Source organism: Mesorhizobium sp. M0106 (assembly GCF_040322715.1).
Taxonomy (GTDB): Bacteria; Pseudomonadota; Alphaproteobacteria; order Rhizobiales; family Rhizobiaceae; genus Mesorhizobium.
Window position 1 is genome coordinate 1 of record NZ_JAMYUA010000056.1, and the last position, 16064, is coordinate 16064.

Annotated in this window: 17 protein-coding genes; 7 read left to right on the top strand and 10 right to left on the bottom strand. The window is 61.7% G+C overall.

What is annotated here, in order from left to right; genetic code table 11:
* Positions 1-229: 229 nt before the first annotated feature.
* Positions 230-1168, bottom strand: a complete 939-nt coding sequence (locus tag NKJ55_RS31330) for an NAD(P)-dependent oxidoreductase (RefSeq protein WP_352453260.1) — start codon at positions 1166-1168, stop codon at positions 230-232.
* A gap of 145 nt (positions 1169-1313) precedes the next feature.
* On the opposite strand from NKJ55_RS31330, the gene NKJ55_RS31335 reads away from it, so the two are divergent.
* A complete protein-coding gene (locus tag NKJ55_RS31335; RefSeq protein ID WP_352453261.1) occupies positions 1314-2210 on the top strand; it encodes an NAD-dependent epimerase/dehydratase family protein in 897 nt (298 codons plus the stop codon).
* 81 nt (positions 2211-2291) lie between these two features.
* Here the strand turns inward: NKJ55_RS31335 and NKJ55_RS31340 are convergent, their stop codons facing one another.
* On the bottom strand, positions 2292-2780 hold the full coding sequence (locus NKJ55_RS31340) for a nucleoside deaminase (RefSeq protein WP_352453262.1): 489 nt from the start codon (positions 2778-2780) through the stop codon (positions 2292-2294).
* 736 nt (positions 2781-3516) lie between these two features.
* Here NKJ55_RS31340 and NKJ55_RS31345 point away from each other — a divergent pair.
* Positions 3517-3933, top strand: a complete 417-nt coding sequence (locus NKJ55_RS31345) for a hypothetical protein (RefSeq protein WP_352453263.1) — start codon at positions 3517-3519, stop codon at positions 3931-3933.
* 79 nt (positions 3934-4012) lie between these two features.
* Entirely contained in the window at positions 4013-4210 is a 198-nt protein-coding gene (locus tag NKJ55_RS31350; RefSeq protein ID WP_352453264.1) for a hypothetical protein, read from the top strand.
* 540 nt (positions 4211-4750) lie between these two features.
* On the opposite strand, the gene NKJ55_RS31355 is transcribed toward NKJ55_RS31350, so the two are convergent.
* Together NKJ55_RS31355 and NKJ55_RS31360 are read right to left on the bottom strand one after the other, a co-directional pair.
* Positions 4751-5608, bottom strand: coding sequence for an EamA family transporter (locus NKJ55_RS31355; protein WP_352453265.1), 858 nt, complete (start codon positions 5606-5608; stop codon positions 4751-4753).
* Positions 5605-6219 (bottom strand): nitroreductase family protein, encoded by a 615-nt coding sequence (locus NKJ55_RS31360; protein WP_352453266.1) that lies wholly within the window; start codon positions 6217-6219, stop codon positions 5605-5607. The genes NKJ55_RS31355 and NKJ55_RS31360 overlap by 4 nt, the downstream gene beginning before the upstream one ends.
* A gap of 109 nt (positions 6220-6328) precedes the next feature.
* Here NKJ55_RS31360 and NKJ55_RS31365 point away from each other — a divergent pair, with 109 nt between their 5' ends.
* Both NKJ55_RS31365 and NKJ55_RS31370 read left to right on the top strand, forming a co-directional pair.
* On the top strand, positions 6329-7330 hold the full coding sequence (locus NKJ55_RS31365) for a LysR family transcriptional regulator (RefSeq protein ID WP_352453267.1): 1002 nt from the start codon (positions 6329-6331) through the stop codon (positions 7328-7330).
* Positions 7331-7360: 30 nt separating this feature from the next.
* A complete protein-coding gene (locus NKJ55_RS31370) occupies positions 7361-8134 on the top strand; it encodes a FadR/GntR family transcriptional regulator (RefSeq protein ID WP_352453268.1) in 774 nt (257 codons plus the stop codon).
* Between the two features lie 25 nt (positions 8135-8159).
* Here the strand turns inward: NKJ55_RS31370 and NKJ55_RS31375 are convergent, their stop codons facing one another.
* From NKJ55_RS31375 to NKJ55_RS31395, 5 genes are all read right to left on the bottom strand, one after another.
* A complete protein-coding gene (locus tag NKJ55_RS31375) occupies positions 8160-9266 on the bottom strand; it encodes a Gfo/Idh/MocA family protein (RefSeq protein ID WP_352453269.1) in 1107 nt (368 codons plus the stop codon).
* A gap of 32 nt (positions 9267-9298) precedes the next feature.
* Positions 9299-10111, bottom strand: coding sequence for an ATP-binding cassette domain-containing protein (locus NKJ55_RS31380; protein WP_352453288.1), 813 nt, complete (start codon positions 10109-10111; stop codon positions 9299-9301).
* Between the two features lie 32 nt (positions 10112-10143).
* The gene (locus NKJ55_RS31385) at positions 10144-11259 is read right to left on the bottom strand and encodes an ABC transporter permease (RefSeq protein ID WP_352453289.1); all 1116 of its coding nucleotides are present in this window, start codon (positions 11257-11259) and stop codon (positions 10144-10146) included.
* Between the two features lie 147 nt (positions 11260-11406).
* Entirely contained in the window at positions 11407-12375 is a 969-nt protein-coding gene (locus NKJ55_RS31390; RefSeq protein ID WP_352453270.1) for a rhizopine catabolism ABC transporter substrate-binding protein, read from the bottom strand.
* A 67-nt stretch (positions 12376-12442) separates the two neighbouring features.
* Positions 12443-13417, bottom strand: a complete 975-nt coding sequence (locus tag NKJ55_RS31395; RefSeq protein ID WP_352453271.1) for a polysaccharide deacetylase family protein — start codon at positions 13415-13417, stop codon at positions 12443-12445.
* A 362-nt stretch (positions 13418-13779) separates the two neighbouring features.
* Here NKJ55_RS31395 and NKJ55_RS31400 point away from each other — a divergent pair, with 362 nt between their 5' ends.
* Both NKJ55_RS31400 and NKJ55_RS31405 read left to right on the top strand, forming a co-directional pair.
* Positions 13780-15024 (top strand): DegT/DnrJ/EryC1/StrS family aminotransferase, encoded by a 1245-nt coding sequence (locus NKJ55_RS31400; protein WP_352453272.1) that lies wholly within the window; start codon positions 13780-13782, stop codon positions 15022-15024.
* Between the two features lie 169 nt (positions 15025-15193).
* Complete coding sequence (locus NKJ55_RS31405; protein WP_352453273.1) at positions 15194-15637, top strand: SRPBCC family protein; 444 nt, start codon at positions 15194-15196, stop codon at positions 15635-15637.
* Positions 15638-15668: 31 nt separating this feature from the next.
* Here NKJ55_RS31405 and NKJ55_RS31410 read toward each other — a convergent pair whose 3' ends face one another.
* Positions 15669-16034 carry a GFA family protein gene (locus NKJ55_RS31410; RefSeq protein WP_352453274.1) on the bottom strand — a complete coding sequence of 122 codons (366 nt, stop codon included), beginning with the start codon at positions 16032-16034 and terminating at the stop codon, positions 15669-15671.
* Positions 16035-16064 lie beyond the last annotated feature (30 nt).

A 16064-nucleotide genomic window follows, 5' to 3' on the forward strand; every position in this document is an offset into this window, starting at 1 on the left:
ACATATGGACGCAAGCGATCGAAAACGACGCAAAACAACCGTTGCAGGCAGGGCGCCGTCCACATATGGATCCCAGGGTCTGCGCGACGTCGCTTCGCTCCTGCTCCGCCCTGGGATGACGAAGATGTGGTGTCATATGCTAATCGCCAGCGTTGGAGATTGGCGGATGTAGCTGGTCGTCAGCGAACGTTTGCAGTTGCGACACTCCCAGGCGTTAATCCCAACGTTCTCAGATCGTCTGCTTTTTCCCATCCCTGGTCGGCATCAGGTCGACGCCGTTGACCTTGCCGATATGCGTCGCCAGCATCGGCACATATTGATCGGCAGGTCCGGTGGCAAAGGCGCCGGCGAAGGCGTTCTTGGTGGCGTTGCCGAGCGGGTTGGCGATGCCGGCAGCACCCGCCATCGATTCGAGATAGGTGAGGTCCTTGAAGGCGTTGGCGATGGTGAATTTGTGCGCGTCGCGGTCGCCTTCCAGCGTCCAGCGCATGAAGGTCTGATAGAAGCCGCAATCCATGCGACCGTTGCGGATGACGCTGTCGAAGCGCGGCGGCGAGATGCCGACCTTCTGCGCCAGCGCCAGCGCCTCGGAATAGATCGCGGCGTAGCCGAGCGAGATGAAATTGTTGAGCAGCTTCATGCGATGGCCGTCACCGGTGTCGCCGATATGGACGATACGCCCGGCCCAGGTTTCGAGCACCGGCTTCAGCCGGGCAAAGACCGCATCGGGCGCGCCGACCATGGCGTCGAGCGTGCCTTCCCAAGCCTCCTTCGGGGTGCGGCTGAGCGGGGCATCGACATAGGCGACGCCGAGCGCCTTGAGTTCGGCGGCCAGCGCCACCGTCGAAACGGGATCAGAGGTCGAGCAGTCGACGATAACCGATCCCTGCTTCAGGCCTTCCTTGAGGCCGCCTGGGCCGCGGATGATGGCTTCGACCTCGCGCGAGCCGGTGACGCAGATGAAGACGATGTCGCATGCCGCCGCGACATCGCGCGAGGTTGCCGCTTCCTTGGCGCCGCGGCCGAGCAGGTCTTCTGCCGGCTTGCGGTTCTTGCGGCCGAGAAACGTCAGCGGATAACCCTTGTCGACGATGTTCTTCGCGATCCCGTGCCCCATCAGGCCAAGCCCGATGAAGCCGATCTTTTCGCTCGCGGCAGTCGTGTTCATGTCGTTTCGTCCTATTTGCAGTGATGGATGACGGCGCTGCAGCTTGCCGGCGAATTGTTGAAGCGGGTTTTTGCCGCATGCCATGGCAGGCGATTGCAGAGTTCGATATTGTCTGACAATACACATGAATTCCAGGGAGAGCAAAATGACGAAGCGGATCATGTTCACCGGCGGCAGCGGCAAGGCCGGGCGCCACGTCGTGCAGTATCTGGTCGAGCAGGGCTGCCAGGTGCTCAACATCGACACCAAGCCGCTCGACAATCCCAAGGTGCGCACGCTGATCACCGACATCACCGACAGCGGGCAGGTGTTCAATGCGCTGTCGAGCTATATCGGCCTGCATGAATTCGACCCATCGCTGCGCACGCAGCCGGTGGATGCCGTGGTGCATTTCGCGGCGATCCCGCGCATCATGATCACGCCCGACAATGAGGTGTTCCGCATCAACGCGCTCGGCACCTACAACGTCATCGAGGCTGCGGTGAAGCTCGGCATCCGCAAGGTGGTGATCGCCTCCAGCGAAACGACCTACGGGCTGGTCTTCGCCAACGAGCCGCGCAACCCGACGCATTTTCCGCTCGACGAGGCGTACGACGTCGACCCGATGGACAGCTATGCTCTGTCCAAGGTCGTCAACGAGAAGACGGCGCGCGCCTTTGCGCTGCGCAGCGGCTTCGACATCTATGCCTTGCGCATCGGCAACGTCATCGAGCCGCATGAATATTCGCTGTTTCCGAAATGGTTCGCCGATCCGGGTTTCCGCAAGCGCATCGCCTGGAGCTATATCGACGCGCGCGACCTCGGCCAGATCACGCTGCGCGCCATCGAGAAGGACGGGCTCGGCTATCAGGTGTTCAACGCCGCCAATGACGACACCTCGTCCGACCTGCCGACAGCCGAACTGCTGAAGCGGTTTTATCCCGATGTGCCGGTCAAGGCCGAACTTGACGAATACGAGACGCTGCTCTCCAACCGCAAGGCGCGCGACATGCTCGGCTTCCGGCCGGAGCACAGCTGGCGGAAATACGTCAAGACGAGCTGACGGGCGCAACTGACGCGAACCGGCACTGGGCCAGCCCCGAATTGCGGCTGGCACCCGCTCGTTTGCCGCGCGGCAATTGAGCTAGTTGTCTTTCCAGAATTCGGCCTGCAGTTGCGCCGCTTCATCGGCAAGCAGCGGGCCGATGACTTCAGTCGGACGCTGCCCGGCTTCGAAGACGATCCTGCAGGGCAGGTCGAGTGTGGGGTTCTCGACATGTGCACCCGTCACCCGCTTGAGGTCGTGTTCGCTCTGGCCAAAGACGATCCGTCCAATGCCCGCCCAATAGATTGTACCGGAGCACATCGCGCAAGGTTCGGCCGAACTGTAGAGCGTGCAGGAGGCCAGCTTTTCGAGGCTGACATTCATCCCTGCCCACGAGGCCAGCAGCCTTTCGGCATGAGCGGTGCGGTCGCCCCCGCCGGCTTTGTAAGCGTTGGGCTGCTCGCGCAACACATTGCCGTCTTTGTCGGCGAGCAGCGAACCAAAGGGATGTTCGCCGGCATCGCGGGCCCTGCGCGCGACTTCGAACGCCTGACGGAGCAGCCGCTCATCATACGGGCGTTGTGGCATCGGCAGATCCTCCCGCTTGACCATAGTGCCGAACAATCCGCCGACACAAGTTGGCGGCCAAGGCAGTGGGTCAGTTTGAAATTTGGAATCAGATCATTGGTGAGATTGGCGCGCTCCATAGGCGACGTGATACCTGAACTTCTATGCTTAGCGCTAAGCGATAATTCGGGTTGTATGCGACTCGCCTCCGTGTCAGCCTGCTTTCAATTTTAAGAACATGTATTGATTTTAATGTCAATAGACCTCATATTAGAGCAGTGTCTTGCCGACCGCCGCCTTGTGGAGGTCCGCTCGATCATACCAGGGCCTCGGCCAAGGATTGTGTATGCGCCGCCTGTTGTTCTGAAGGAATTGGACCCGGACACCGCATATAGCGTTGATGAGGAAAATGCTGGTCAATTGCGCGCTTGGATTGATGGCTTCACAAAAGGCAGAAGGGTTACGGTCGGAAGCGACAGCAATCGACATGTCGATATTAAGATTCTCAACCCTGTCGACGACGAAGTTTGGGAGCTCCGAAAGAGAGATAGACCGAGCACGAGAATATTTGGCCGCTTTGCCATGACGGATGTGTTCATCGCAACAAACATACGTACATCACGCGATCTTTTCAGCCTTCAATGGGTGACAGATGGATATATTAGATGGCCTGTATGGCATGAAGAGATAAGGCGCTGCAAAGCGGTCTGGCGGTCTCTGTTTGTAACATATAATCCAGTATCAGGAGGTAATTTGGATGACTATCTCACTAACGCGGCTGATGAGCGCGATCAAAGAACCTAACATTGCAAAATTTTGGATAGCGTACTTTAGGGAAAATTTTCGTGGCGAGATCAATGATCAGTTACTCGAAGCCTTTCACGAAAGTGACATCACCAAGGCGGATATTGCAAGAAAGCTCGACAAACGCCCAGAGCAGATAACGAGATGGCTCTCTGCTCCCTGTAATCTTGAGTCAGACACAATCTCTGACATCGCATTGTCCCTTGGCTATGTGCCAAAGATACGATTCGAGAAGATCGGAGCTGAGCAATCCAACAATCGAACGCATGCTTTTTTGGCTAGATATGAGGCGACTACTAGTCGCAGAGAAATAAGCGCGCCAATGCAGAAAACCTCAACACAAGTTAGGGAGATGACCGTTGCCTACTAGGGCGCCAGATTTTAGGTTCGTACCGGCGAGCTCAATCGGTATCCGGTTTACCGACAACGACTCGAGCATAACATTCGGGGTGGAAGATGAGAGCAGCGACGGCAAGATTTACGAACAAGTAGCTATTGTGATGTCTCACAAGACGCTGAAATTGCTTGGGCAAGTGATTCAACAAACGATCAATCACTATGAAGAAGTTTCTGGGACCACTATCTTCTTTGACGCCACCAAGCTCGATGCGCTGAAGCAAGCTCAGAAAGCAGTGCCTAGCGATTAGCCGATCGCTTCGCGGGCGCTTTCTTCGCGATCTCAGCGCGCCGTTCCGGTGTCATGTTCTCGGCACGCTTCTTGCCACCCTTCGCGCCAAGCGCCTTCGTTGCTGGGTCTTTGCCGTCGTCAATGACTTCGTCGGCTTCCTCGCCTGTAGCAATGCGCATGACGCGGACGCGTTGCCGATCACGTGGGCGGGGCGCTTCTGGTTTTAGGACCCCGTTGGATTCCGAATGGCCTCCCTTCGAGACGCTACCGCATCCCGCCACTTCGTAGGGCCAAACTTCTGGGAGAGAACGGCCTCTGTCCAGGTCCGGCACCGTTTCGGTTCTGTCTCCTAGCGCGATCCATTTATCAGGGAGCGCTCTTTCATTCGAGGCAGTTGCCTCATCCCTAAATTGCTGCAGGGCGACTGACAATTGCGCTGGAGTCATGGTCTAGCCTCATATGCTTTCCGCTAAGCATATAGGTGGTTTCACCTATGGGAGAAAACGGCGGCAGACGCTTTCGCATAGCGAATTTCAAACTGACTCACTCTCGCGCAGGCTCAAGCCTCGTTCCGACTGGGGCGTTGAGCCAGCCAGATGCTGCCGATGACGAAAACGACGCCGGCGATTTGAGGCAAGGTCAGTGTCTGATCCAGGAATACCCATCCAAGCAGCACGGCGGTCACCGGGCTGAGGAAAAGCAGCGATGACACCACCGAAGATTCGAGTCGCGCAATGCCCCGGAACCAGAGGACATAAGTCAGCGCCGCACCGATCAGCCCGAGCCACGCCAGTCCAAGCAGGTTGGCCGCGGTCGGGAACGGGATGGGTGGTTCGAAAAGCAGGACCACCGGAACGAGAAGGAGACCACCGGCAGTCAGTTGCCATGCCGTAAAGGCGAGCAGCGATGCTGGCGGCTGCCACTTGCGGCTCAACACGCTTCCGAAGGCCATTGAGGCCGCCCCGGCGAGGCCGGCGGCAACGCCGGCCGCATCGAGCGTCGCGTTCGGGGTCAGCACCAGCAACGCGACACCTACGATCCCGACAAGGGCGGCGACGATCGCTAACCGACGGACAGGGCTGCCAAGCAGGGCAGCAGCGAGGAAAATCACAATCAATGGCTGGACCGACAGCACGGTCGCCGCGACCCCGCCCGGAAGCCGGTAGGCGGCGACAAACAACATGCTCAGGAAGATCGAGATGTTGAGGGCTCCGAGGACGAAACTGCGCAGCCACCAGATGCCCGTCGGCAGTTGCCGAACGATCGCCAGCAGCAGCAATCCGGCGGGCAGGGCTCGCAGCATTGCGACCGTCATCGGCGAGAAGTTCGGCAGGAACTGCGTGGTGACGATGTAGGTGCTGCCCCATATTGCCGGTGCGATGGCTGTAAGCAACAGATCGGAACGGTGCGTTTTCATAAGATTTCCAGAACTTCGGCAAGAGGACGGCGCGGCTTTTGCGGCCAGTTTCCGGGCGCGGCGCGGCCAACCGCGATGAGCATCACCGGCACTTCATTGCGCGCAAGGCCAAACTCGCGCGCCACGCCTTCGGCATCGAAGCCTGCCATCGGACCGGAGCCGAGCCCCAGCGCTTCGGCCGCGAAAATCAGCGTTGCGGCGCCAAGCGTTGCCGAGCGCACCGCTTCGTCGCGGGCCGCTAGAGGATCGGCATATTGGGCGCGGGCGCCCTCCCGCCAGCCCGAAGCCATATCCGCCGGCATGAAGCCGGCTTCGACGAACGGACGCAGCCTGGCATTGAGGGCAGCGTGGTCGGGCAGTACGCCGCAGATGATGAAGGTGACGGCTGCCTCCTGCACCTTGGCCTGGCCATGGGCGAGGCTGCGCAACCGCGCCTTTGCTTCCGGCGTCCGCACGGCGATGAACCGCCAATTCTGAAGGTTGTAGGCGCTTGGCGCGCGCGTTGCGAGGCGTGCCAGTTCCTCGATCTCGGCATCCGTCAATTCGTGCGAGGCATCGAACCGATTGGCCGACATGCGCCGCTCGATAAGGGAGATTGCGGGGTTGGTCATCGTGTCATTCCGAACTGAGAAAGTCGTTCGGGAAGCAGATAGAGAATTTACCAAGGAGCGATAATATGCAACAATTGCAAGACATTGTTTACTGGAAGAGAATTGTGCGATGGATCGCCTGACGGCGTTGCAGGTTTTCCGCCAGGTGGCGGAACTGAACAGCTTTGCCGAAGCCGGACGGCGGCTCGGTCTCTCGCCTCCCGCGGTCAGCAAGAACATCGCCGAACTGGAGGCGCATCTGGGGGTGCGGCTCATCAACCGGACAACGCGGCGCATGGCGCTGACCGAAGAAGGCAGGATCTATCTGGAGCATATCACGCATGGGCTCGATGCGCTGGCCAGGGCCGACCAGGTCCTCGGCCCGATCAAGACGGCGCCGAGCGGCACGTTGCGGGTCAGCGCGCCGATGACTGTCACGTTGACGCGGCTTTCGGCTGCCATCCCCGCGTTTCTATCGCGCTATCCCGATTTGAAACTCGATCTGCATCTTGATGACAGGCGCGTCGATATCGTGCGGGAGGGATTTGACTTTGCCATTCGCGGCAGCGACAATCTCGAGGATTCCAGCCTGGTCGCCCGAAAGCTTGCGGTCATGCCGCATGTGCTTTGCGCAGCTCCGTCCTATTTTGAGACGCATGGCCGGCCCAAGACGCCTGCCGATTTGAAGGCGGCCAATTGCATCCGGTTCAGCCTCTCGGGGCATGCGGACATATGGGAATTCCGCAAGGACGGCCGTGCCGAGCGGATCGCCATCGACGGACGATACTCGGTTTCTTCAAGCCTTGCCGTGCGCGATGCGCTGGGCGCCGGCTTCGGCGTCAGCCTGATCCCCTATCCCTATGTCGAGAGCGATCTGAAAGCAGGCCGGCTGCAATCGGCTCTGGATGACTGGGACAAGGTCGAAACCACGCTCTACGCGGTCTATCCGGCGCGGCAGCATCTCGCCCCGAAAATCCGCGTCTTCCTTGATTTCCTGATCGAGGAATTCAGTCGGGACAAAGAGAAGCCGTTCGTGCCTCCCCGGCGTGAACGCTCGGCAAAGCGCGGTGTCGGCGAGGCGACGGATGCGGAAAATCAAACTGAGATATTGCCGTCGATCTCATCTCCTTGACACGCCTCCAAATCCGGACTTTGTGGAGCCATGCAGGACGCGAAGCCGAATAAGGGAAAGACAGCGGCCGAGGCGTTCGCCGAACGCACGAGCGGTATTCGCCGGGCCGATGCGGCGCGCATGCCGGGGTCGAGCGTGCATGCGTCGCTCGCCAACGAAATCGGGCTGAGGATCGTGCGCGGCGACTATCCGCCGGGAACCATCCTGCCCAACGAAGCCAAATGGTCCGAGACGTTCGACGTCAGCCGCTCGGCGGTGCGCGAAGCCATAAAAATGCTGATGGCGAAGAGCTTGCTGTCGTCACGTCCCAAAATCGGCAGCTGGGTCGAGCCGAAGGAACGCTGGAACCTGCTCGATCGCGACGTGCTGGCCTGGTATGCGACCTCGCCGGACCGTGAGGTGTTCCTCCGGACCGTGCAGGAGTTCCGCCACATCATCGAGCCCGAGGCCAGCGCTTTTGCCGCCATGCGGCGCACCGACGAGCAGATGGCCGAGATCAGCCAGGCCTGCCGCGAGATGGGTGAGGCGACCAACCTGCAGGAGCGGACGCGCGCCGACACGCGTTTTCATCTCGCCATCCTGCGGGCCTCGGGCAACGATCTGCTGGTGCCGCTCGGCGTGCTGATCGAATCGGCATTCGATCATCTGTTTGCTTATACCACGCGGGAACTCGACGATTTGCAGCATGCGCAGAGGCTGCATGAGGCAATCGAGAAGAGCATCCGCCTGCAGCGGCCGGATGCGGCGCGCAATGCGGTGCGCAAGCTGCTGGCCAATACCGACAGCGTCATCAAGTCCAGATAGCGCCGTTCGGCTACAGGTGGAGTGCTCAGTCGAAGGGTGCGGTCGCGAGATGCCGCCGGGTCAGCCCGATCAGCAGCGCCTGGTCGCGGGCGGCGTGTTCGGGTGGGTTGACGACCGCATCGCCATTGACGATCGCTGCCCAGAAGCCACGCATCTCTTCGACGAAGGCTTCGGCGTAACCGGCACGCAAATCTTTCTTCGACAGCGTGTGACCGTCCGAGGTCGTCACCGTCAGCCGGGTCGGATGATGGTTGAGCCAGGGCGAGGGGAATTCGAGCTCGAGGCTGGCATCGTCGAAGAACAGCGTTATCCGCTCCTTGTAGTCGGCGAGCTTGGGTACGGTGAGGTGGGTCATGGTCCACAGCGCCTGCCCGTCCAGCAGCTTGACGGCGCCGTGGCCGCCGTCGCCATTGGCAAAGATCTGCGCGCCGACGACCTCGCCGTCCGGCACGCCGAGCGCATCGAGCAGGCCATGGACGGCATTGACATCGTGAATCAAGGCCGAGCTGTAAGCGCCGGTAAATCCACGGAAAGCGAGATCGGTCAGATGCACGCCGACGGCCTCTTCGACCTGGCGCTTCTGCTTGGCGGCGACAGTGGCGACCATGTCTTTTGGGATATCGGTACCGCGCCTGTAGGGCTGATGGGCGATGAACGGCCAGGCGTCGGGATCGTTTACCTCCACCGAGACCGCGCGCAGCGTGCTCGATGTTCCAGGCAGCGAAGCGAGCGCCAGCCGGTAATTCGGGTCGAAGCGCTTCATATAGCCGACCTGAACGATTTTCCTGGCGGCGTCGCGCGCGGCGATGATCCCGGCGATTTCCGCCAGCGAATAGCAGAGCGGCTTTTCGCAAAAGACATGCAGGCCAACTGCCAGCGCCGCCAGCACCTGTTCGTGATGCAGCGGGTCCGGCGAGCCGATCACCACCGCGTCGAGGCGCTGGTCGAAGAGCTGGTCGATCGTTTCGAAATTGGCAATGCCATGGGTGTCGGTGACGAACTGCCGCGAAATCCTGGAGGGATCGGCGACCCCGACCAGCTCGAACAATCCACCGAGGCGCAGCAGATTGGGGATATGCTCGACCTGCGAGATCATGCCGGCGCCGACGACCCCGACGCGTATCCTGCTCATTGGATCATTCCCCGCAATGTCCGATTGTCAGCTCAAGCCGCCGCAGGCGGCCGGTTGCCGATCTGGGCAAGCAGGCCGGCAATCTCCGCCTCGACAGCCTTCAGATCCTCGCCGCCCGACATGATCGAGATGACCTCGTCGCGCGAGATGTCCGATTTGGCGTAGGTACCGCGATTGCGGCCGCGGTTGAGCAGCGTGAAGGTGTCGCCGACCGGATAGGCATGGTGGATGTTGTGGCTGATGAAGATGACGGCCAGGCCCCGCATGCGCGCTTCGATGATGAACTTCAGCACCATCGCCGCCTGGTGGACGCCGAGTGCCGAGGTCGGCTCGTCGAGGATCAAGACGCGCGCGCCAAAATGCACGGCGCGGGCGATCGCCACCGACTGGCGCTCGCCGCCCGACAATGTGCCGACGGCTTGCGTCGGGTCGCGCACGTCGATGCCGATATCGGCCATTGCCTGTCTGGCGATGGTGTTGGCGCGCTCTTTGTCGATGCGCGAGAAGGGCAGGCTGCTTTTGGTCGGCTCGCGGCCGAGGAAGAAGTTACGGGTGATCGACATCAGCGAGATCATGCCGAGGTCCTGGAACACCGTTGCCACGCCGAGCTCCTGCGCGTCGCGCGGGCTGCGGAAAGTGACCGGCTTGCCGTCGACCAGGATTTCGCCCTTGCTCGGCCGATAGACGCCGGACAGGACCTTGATCAGCGTCGACTTGCCGGCGCCGTTGTCGCCGAGCAGGCAGTGGACCTCGCCCGGATAGACCTTGATGTCGATGTTCTGGAGGGCGCGCACCGAGCCGAAATTGACGCTGACGCCGCGCAGTTCCATTGCCGGTTCGGTCATTTGGGCCGGTTCGGTCATTTGGGCCGGCTCGGTCATTTGCCACCTCCGCGGCCGAGCGCCTTCAGCCTGATGTAGTTGTTGACCAGCACGGCCATCAGGATGACGATGCCGAGGAAGACCTTGAACCAGTCGGTGTCGATGCCGGTGTAGAAGATGCCCATCTGCACCAGCCCGAAGATCAGCGCGCCGAACAGCACGCCATAGACGGTGCCGTAGCCGCCGGTGAGCAGCACGCCGCCGATGACGGCGGCGATGATCGCCTCGAATTCCTTGAGCAGGCCGCGCGTGGTGTCGGCGGAGCCCGCCTCCATCACCTGGATGGTGGCAAGCAGCGTCGCCGCGCAGGCGGTGTAGACGAACAGGCTGATCTTGACGCGATCGACCGGCACGCCGACGTTGCGGGCTGCGATCAGGTCGCCGCCGGTGGCGAAGATCCAGTTGCCGTATTTCGTCTGGGTGAGCACATAGCCGGCCAGCGCCGTCAGGCCGAGCCACCAGACGATCGACATCGGAATGCCGGCGACGAAGGGAATGCCGTCGCTGCGGGTGGCGATCCAGCCTTGCGCGCCCATCCAGTGGAACAGGCCGGTGAGCAGATGGCCGTTGAAAATGCCGGCCGTTGCCGGGTCCGGTACGCCTTCGAGTATGTAGGGGATCTGGGTGCGGCCGGTGACGGCGCGGGTGATGCCGATCGACAATCCGCGCAGGATATAGAGCGTGGCGAGCGTGACGATGAAGGAGGGCAGGCGCGTCTTCACCACGATCAGGCCGTTGAGATAGCCGGTGAGGATGGCAACGGCGAAGGCACAGGCGATGCCGCCCCATAGCGGCAGGCCCCAGTACTTCACCGTCAGCCCGATGACGACGCCGGCGAAGCCGACCATGGAGCCGACCGAAAGGTCGAACTCGCCGGCGATGATGAGGAGTGCTGCCGCGGTGGCGACGATGCCGAGCTCCGCCGACAGCGTCAGGAAGGTCATCGATCCCTGCAGCGAATAGAGGTTTGCCGCGCCCGGCAGCAGCGCAAAGATGATGATCGTCGCAAGCAGCCCACCGGCGGCACCGGCTTCCGGCCGGCGCAGCCACTGGGTCAGCTTGCCGGTGCTGGCCAGCCGCTCGTCGGCGCCGGCGGCCCGCTTCGACGTCATGCCGAAGCGGTCGGTCGCCTTCAGTTCGCCCGGAGGTATCGCCTTGTCTTCCACGACCGCCATTAGGCTCTCCAATCGCTCAAATCGCAATCTTCGAAGGAACGGGAGAGCGCGTGGCGCATTCTCCCGTTCCGTCGGAGCGCTTGCCTAGCGGATGCCCTCTTTGGCGAGCGCCAGGATCGCCTTGGCTTTTTCCGGCGAGTCTATGAACAGCGGTCCGGTATAGGCGTTGTTCTGCGGCCAGAAGCCGTGCGTCGCCTGCTCGACCAGATAGATCACCGGCAGATAGCCCATCAGATATTGCTGGGCGTCCATGCCGAAGCCCATTTCGCCGGCGACGACAGAGTCGAGAACCTCCGGGCTGATGTCGAATGTGTAGAGCTTGAGCTTGCCGAACAGTTCCTTGTCGCGGAACATCGGGATCAGCGGGTTGGCGGCGGTGGCGCCGAGCGCAAAGACCGCCTGTGTGTCGGGATGCGCCGACAGATAGGCTTCGGTGCGGCGCTGGACGTCGGCGGGATCCGGCGCCACGGCCAGAACCTCGGTGCCGCCGCCGGAGGGCTTCAGCCCGTCATTGAGGCCCTGGCAGCGCTGGTCGAGGCTGACATTGCCGACCTCGTGGTTGATGCAGACGACCTTGAGCGTGCCTTCCTTGGCCAGCCGCTCGCCGGCCTTCTTGCCGGAATCATATTCGGAAACGGTGCCGACATAGAGCGTCGTGCCGAGCTCGGCGCCTTCCTTTTCGCCGGAATCCAGAACCACCATGGGAATATTGGCGGCAAGCCCGGATTTGACCGATTTGCCGAGCGCATTGGCGTCGGCGATGGAGACGGCGATACCGTCCGGCTTGGTGGCGATGGCGGCGTCGAGAAGCCGGGCCTGCTCGACCACGTCGAAGACCTGCGGCGCGTAATATTCGACCTTGGCGCCGGTAAGGGCGGCCGCGTCATCGACGCCGCGCTTGACCACCGACCAATAGGGATCGGACGCCGACCCATGCACCACGAAGGTGATGCGGACGTCCTTCGGATCCTTGAGCCCCGCAGCATGCGCAATGCCTGTCATCAGGCCCGCCGAAACGAAGGCGCCCAATGCCACTTTCAGAAGAGTTTTCATCTTATTCTCCCATTTGTCGTTGCAGTTCCAATCCCTCTGGCGCCGTTTTCCGGCCGCGACGATCGGCTCACGTTGCGGATCGGGTGGCCGCTTTGCGGGCCTTTGCCGACGCCAATCGCTGTTCGCCCACGGTGTGGCCGCGGGCTGTTGTTGATGATCGCCCGGTCGAGAGCGTGGCGCGAAGCTCCTCGCGCAACGGCTTCATGCCGATGACGTCGATCGGCTGTGCGGCGAGCCAGTCGCGAAAGCCCTGGTTGCGGAACAGCTCGTACTCTTCGGTGCGAATATATGCGGAGCGCGGCTCGATCAGCTCGAGTTCACCGGGCGCGTTGCAATGCAGGCAAAAGAAGGTCAGGCCATCGCGCACCCCGTCGATGAGCGCCTTGTAAGCCGGCTCGATCGGCCTGGAGCGCGGCCGGCTCCAGGTCGTCTGGATGGCGGCGTCGAAAATGGCAAAGCCGCCGGCGCGGGCCAGCGCCACGCCGCGCTGGAACGCCTCCTCGGTGACGCCGACCAGATTGTCGTTGGGGGAATAGGCGGACAGGGTCTTGGTCAGCAGCACGGGCAGCTGATATTCGAGCCCGAGCTTGATGTAGATGTCGCAAAATTCCGGCGACAATGCCGCGCCCATATGCGCGTCGAGATGGGTGACGTCGATGCCGGCGCGATAGGCGGTGTCGATCTGGGCGCGAAGCTCGGCCTCGACCGCCTGCGGCACCGCCTTCCGGCGCGTGGTCGCCACATCGGGCCAGAAGAAGCCGAACTCGTCGGTCAGGCCGGCCGCCCGCGACGGCGCGGTCAACGGCCGCCATTTGTAGTGCTGCTTCTCGCTGTTCAGCGTCAGGTGGACGCCAAGGTCGAGGGCAGGGTTGGCGGTGGCGCTTTCGGCCATTTCGAGGAACCACGGGCACGGCACCATCACCGCGCCGGAACTGCAGACGCCCAGCCCGCTCAATTCGAGGAAGGCGCTGTTGGCGCCGTGGCACATGCCGATATCGTCCTCGTGGAGCACGATCCGTTTGCTGGAGCCGGCGGCGTTCACGACCGGCCGCCTTCCCGCCGGCGCGCCGGTTTCGAGGGTCTTCCAAAGTGTGTCCCGTATTTCATGGAACCAACCGTTTGCCCAACTGGCCGGAATGGAACGCCGAAAGCTGGGTTTCCGACAGGGCCACTTTGGCGAATTCGGATGGGTACGATTTGCCTGCCGGCTGAGACACTTAGCTACCGATTTCCCCAATCACGGTTCAAAACCAGTCATAGGAACCGTCTTCCGGGCGCAGATGGCTTGGTCGAATAGCGGCGGAGTGGTTCTTTCAAACTGTGCCGACAAGCCTACAGCTGTCCACACCATCAAGCGACCACATTATCAAGTGACCCACACTATCAAGTGACTGGAGGCCTGTCATGTACACCGCCGGCGAAGAGGAAATCGAAGCCATTGCCAGGGTGATCCGCTCGGGCGCGCTGTTTCGTTACGGCAAGGACAGCGAATGCGACCGCTTCGAGGCCCGCTATGCGCAGCATCTTGGCGTCGAGCATTTCGCGCTGGCCGCCAGCGGCACCTATGGGCTCGCCGCCGGCCTGATCGGCCTCGGCATCGGCCCGGGGGACGAAGTGCTGGTGCCGGCGCACACCTATATGGCGACCGCGACCGCGGTGCTGTCGGTAGGGGCCATTCCAGTCATCGTCGACATCGACGAGAGCCTGACCATCGATCCCATGGCCTTGCGCGATGCCATCGGGCCGCGCACCAGGGCGGTCATCCCGGTGCATATGTGGGGCGCGGCCTGCAACATGAATGCGATCATGGACATTGCTGCCAAGCGCGGCTTGCTGGTGCTGGAGGATGTCTGCCAAGGCATCGGCGGCGGCTATGAGGGCCGCAAGCTCGGCTCGATCGGCCATGCCGGCGCTTATTCCTTCAACTACTTCAAGAACATGACCTCGGGCGAGGGCGGCGGCATCGCCACCAGCGATCCGAAAGTGGCGGAGCGGGCGCGCTGCGCCATCGACCCTTGCCATTTCTACTGGCAGGGCAGAAGCGACAGCATCAAACCCTTCGCCGGCATCGGCGCGCGTGCTTCCGAACTGATGGGGGCGATGCTCAACGTCCAACTCGATCGACTGGACGGCATCATCGAGGCGATGCGGGCCGAGAAAAAGACGGTGCTGGCCGGCACCCGCCACCTTAGCAATCTTGGGCTGACGCCTTCGCCGATGAACAGCACGGACGACGATTGTGCCGCACAGGTGATGTACCTGCTGCCGAGCGAGCAGGCGGCGCAGACTTTTTCGAAGACCATTCCGAGCGTCGTTGCCGGCAAGACCGGCCGTCACAATTTCACCCAGTGGGACCAGGTGCTGATGCATGAAGGCGCGCATCATCCGGCGCTCAATCCTTACGCACTGCCCGAGAACCAGGGCCTGCGGCTGGATTATTCCGACGACCTCGGCAAGCGCTCGCTCGACATCCTCAACCGCACCGTGATGGTCGCCATGAACCCGGCGCACAGCGATGCCGACATTCAGGACATGATCCACAACATCGACGCGGCGGCGCGGGTGGCGCTGGAGAATGCTTCGCTCGATGATATCGAATTGCGCAAGGCAGCACCGGTTGATCTGCAGAAGTTCGACAGTGTGAACTAGACCAGTTCCGGCGCGGTTTGCTCCCCTGCGGTCGAGTTCCTTGTCCGGTGGCCGGCCGAGGATTCCGGCCGGCATAACCGGCCGCCAAAAAATCCGCAGGCCCGTGTCGGATAGGCCGGGCCCAGCTCGTCCTAGGGGGCATCGATCAACAACACGGAGGATTAACGATATGCCCGGCACCGTACGGCTGCACCGCGTTCTGACAACCAGCCCGGAGAAAGTCTACCGCGCGTTCCTCGAAGCGGATGCACTTGCGAAATGGCTTCCGCCGAACGGCTTCACCTGCACGGTTCATCACTTCGAGGCGAAAGTCGGCGGTACGTTCAAAATGTCCTTCCGCAACTTCACCACCGGCGACAGCCACTCGTTCGGCGGCGAATATGTCGAGCTCGTGCCCAATGAGCAACTGCGCTACACCGACCGGTTCGACGACCCCAACCTGGCCGGCGAGATCGAGGTGACCGTGACATTGAAGAAAGTGTCGGTTGGCACCGAAGTCAATATCACGCAGGCAGGTATTCCAGACGCCATCCCGGTTGAGGCCTGCTATCTCGGCTGGCAGGAGTCGCTGCGAAATCTGGCGAAGCTCGTTGAACCCGAGATCAAGCAGTAAGATAAAGCGCTGCCCTGGCGGGTTGGCGTCGCTAACCGGAAACCCAGGGATGACGCCATTCTTCCCAGGCGACATGCGCCGGGGCCGGAAAGGCGGGATCGGCGAAGCAGCCAACGGCGACGGCGATCCATTCAGGCCTTTGCTCGGGCTCCCAGAAGACGCTTGAGCCGCAGCCCGGGCAGAAATGGAAAGTGACGTGATGGCCGCTCCGAGCTGACCGCCTGTAGGTACTGGCGTCGCCTTCGGCTTCTACCTTGTCGCGCGCAAAGAAGGCGGCGACGCCGTATGTGCTGCCGGTCCGTTTCTGGCAGTCGAGGCAGTGGCACTGTGCGACCAGCTGCGGCTCTCCGTTACAAGAGATCCTCAGTTGCCCGCAGGCACAGGATGCGGTTCTCATGGCAATCCTCATGGTTCAAATGAATGCGTC

What these genes read in the sequence shown, in the direction of transcription:
- NKJ55_RS31330 (WP_352453260.1), bottom strand. Translation starts at nt 1,168, where the DNA reads ATGAACACGACTGCCGCGAGCGAAAAGATCGGCTTCATCGGGCTTGGC.
- NKJ55_RS31335 (WP_352453261.1), top strand. Translation starts at nt 1,314, where the DNA reads ATGACGAAGCGGATCATGTTCACCGGCGGCAGCGGCAAGGCCGGGCGC.
- NKJ55_RS31340 (WP_352453262.1), bottom strand. Translation starts at nt 2,780, where the DNA reads ATGCCACAACGCCCGTATGATGAGCGGCTGCTCCGTCAGGCGTTCGAA.
- NKJ55_RS31345 (WP_352453263.1), top strand. Translation starts at nt 3,517, where the DNA reads ATGACTATCTCACTAACGCGGCTGATGAGCGCGATCAAAGAACCTAAC.
- NKJ55_RS31355 (WP_352453265.1), bottom strand. Translation starts at nt 5,608, where the DNA reads ATGAAAACGCACCGTTCCGATCTGTTGCTTACAGCCATCGCACCGGCA.
- NKJ55_RS31360 (WP_352453266.1), bottom strand. Translation starts at nt 6,219, where the DNA reads ATGACCAACCCCGCAATCTCCCTTATCGAGCGGCGCATGTCGGCCAAT.
- NKJ55_RS31365 (WP_352453267.1), top strand. Translation starts at nt 6,329, where the DNA reads ATGGATCGCCTGACGGCGTTGCAGGTTTTCCGCCAGGTGGCGGAACTG.
- NKJ55_RS31370 (WP_352453268.1), top strand. Translation starts at nt 7,361, where the DNA reads ATGCAGGACGCGAAGCCGAATAAGGGAAAGACAGCGGCCGAGGCGTTC.
- NKJ55_RS31375 (WP_352453269.1), bottom strand. Translation starts at nt 9,266, where the DNA reads ATGAGCAGGATACGCGTCGGGGTCGTCGGCGCCGGCATGATCTCGCAG.
- NKJ55_RS31380 (WP_352453288.1), bottom strand. Translation starts at nt 10,111, where the DNA reads ATGACCGAACCGGCAATGGAACTGCGCGGCGTCAGCGTCAATTTCGGC.
- NKJ55_RS31385 (WP_352453289.1), bottom strand. Translation starts at nt 11,259, where the DNA reads ATGACGTCGAAGCGGGCCGCCGGCGCCGACGAGCGGCTGGCCAGCACC.
- NKJ55_RS31390 (WP_352453270.1), bottom strand. Translation starts at nt 12,375, where the DNA reads ATGAAAACTCTTCTGAAAGTGGCATTGGGCGCCTTCGTTTCGGCGGGC.
- NKJ55_RS31400 (WP_352453272.1), top strand. Translation starts at nt 13,780, where the DNA reads ATGTACACCGCCGGCGAAGAGGAAATCGAAGCCATTGCCAGGGTGATC.
- NKJ55_RS31405 (WP_352453273.1), top strand. Translation starts at nt 15,194, where the DNA reads ATGCCCGGCACCGTACGGCTGCACCGCGTTCTGACAACCAGCCCGGAG.
- NKJ55_RS31410 (WP_352453274.1), bottom strand. Translation starts at nt 16,034, where the DNA reads ATGAGAACCGCATCCTGTGCCTGCGGGCAACTGAGGATCTCTTGTAAC.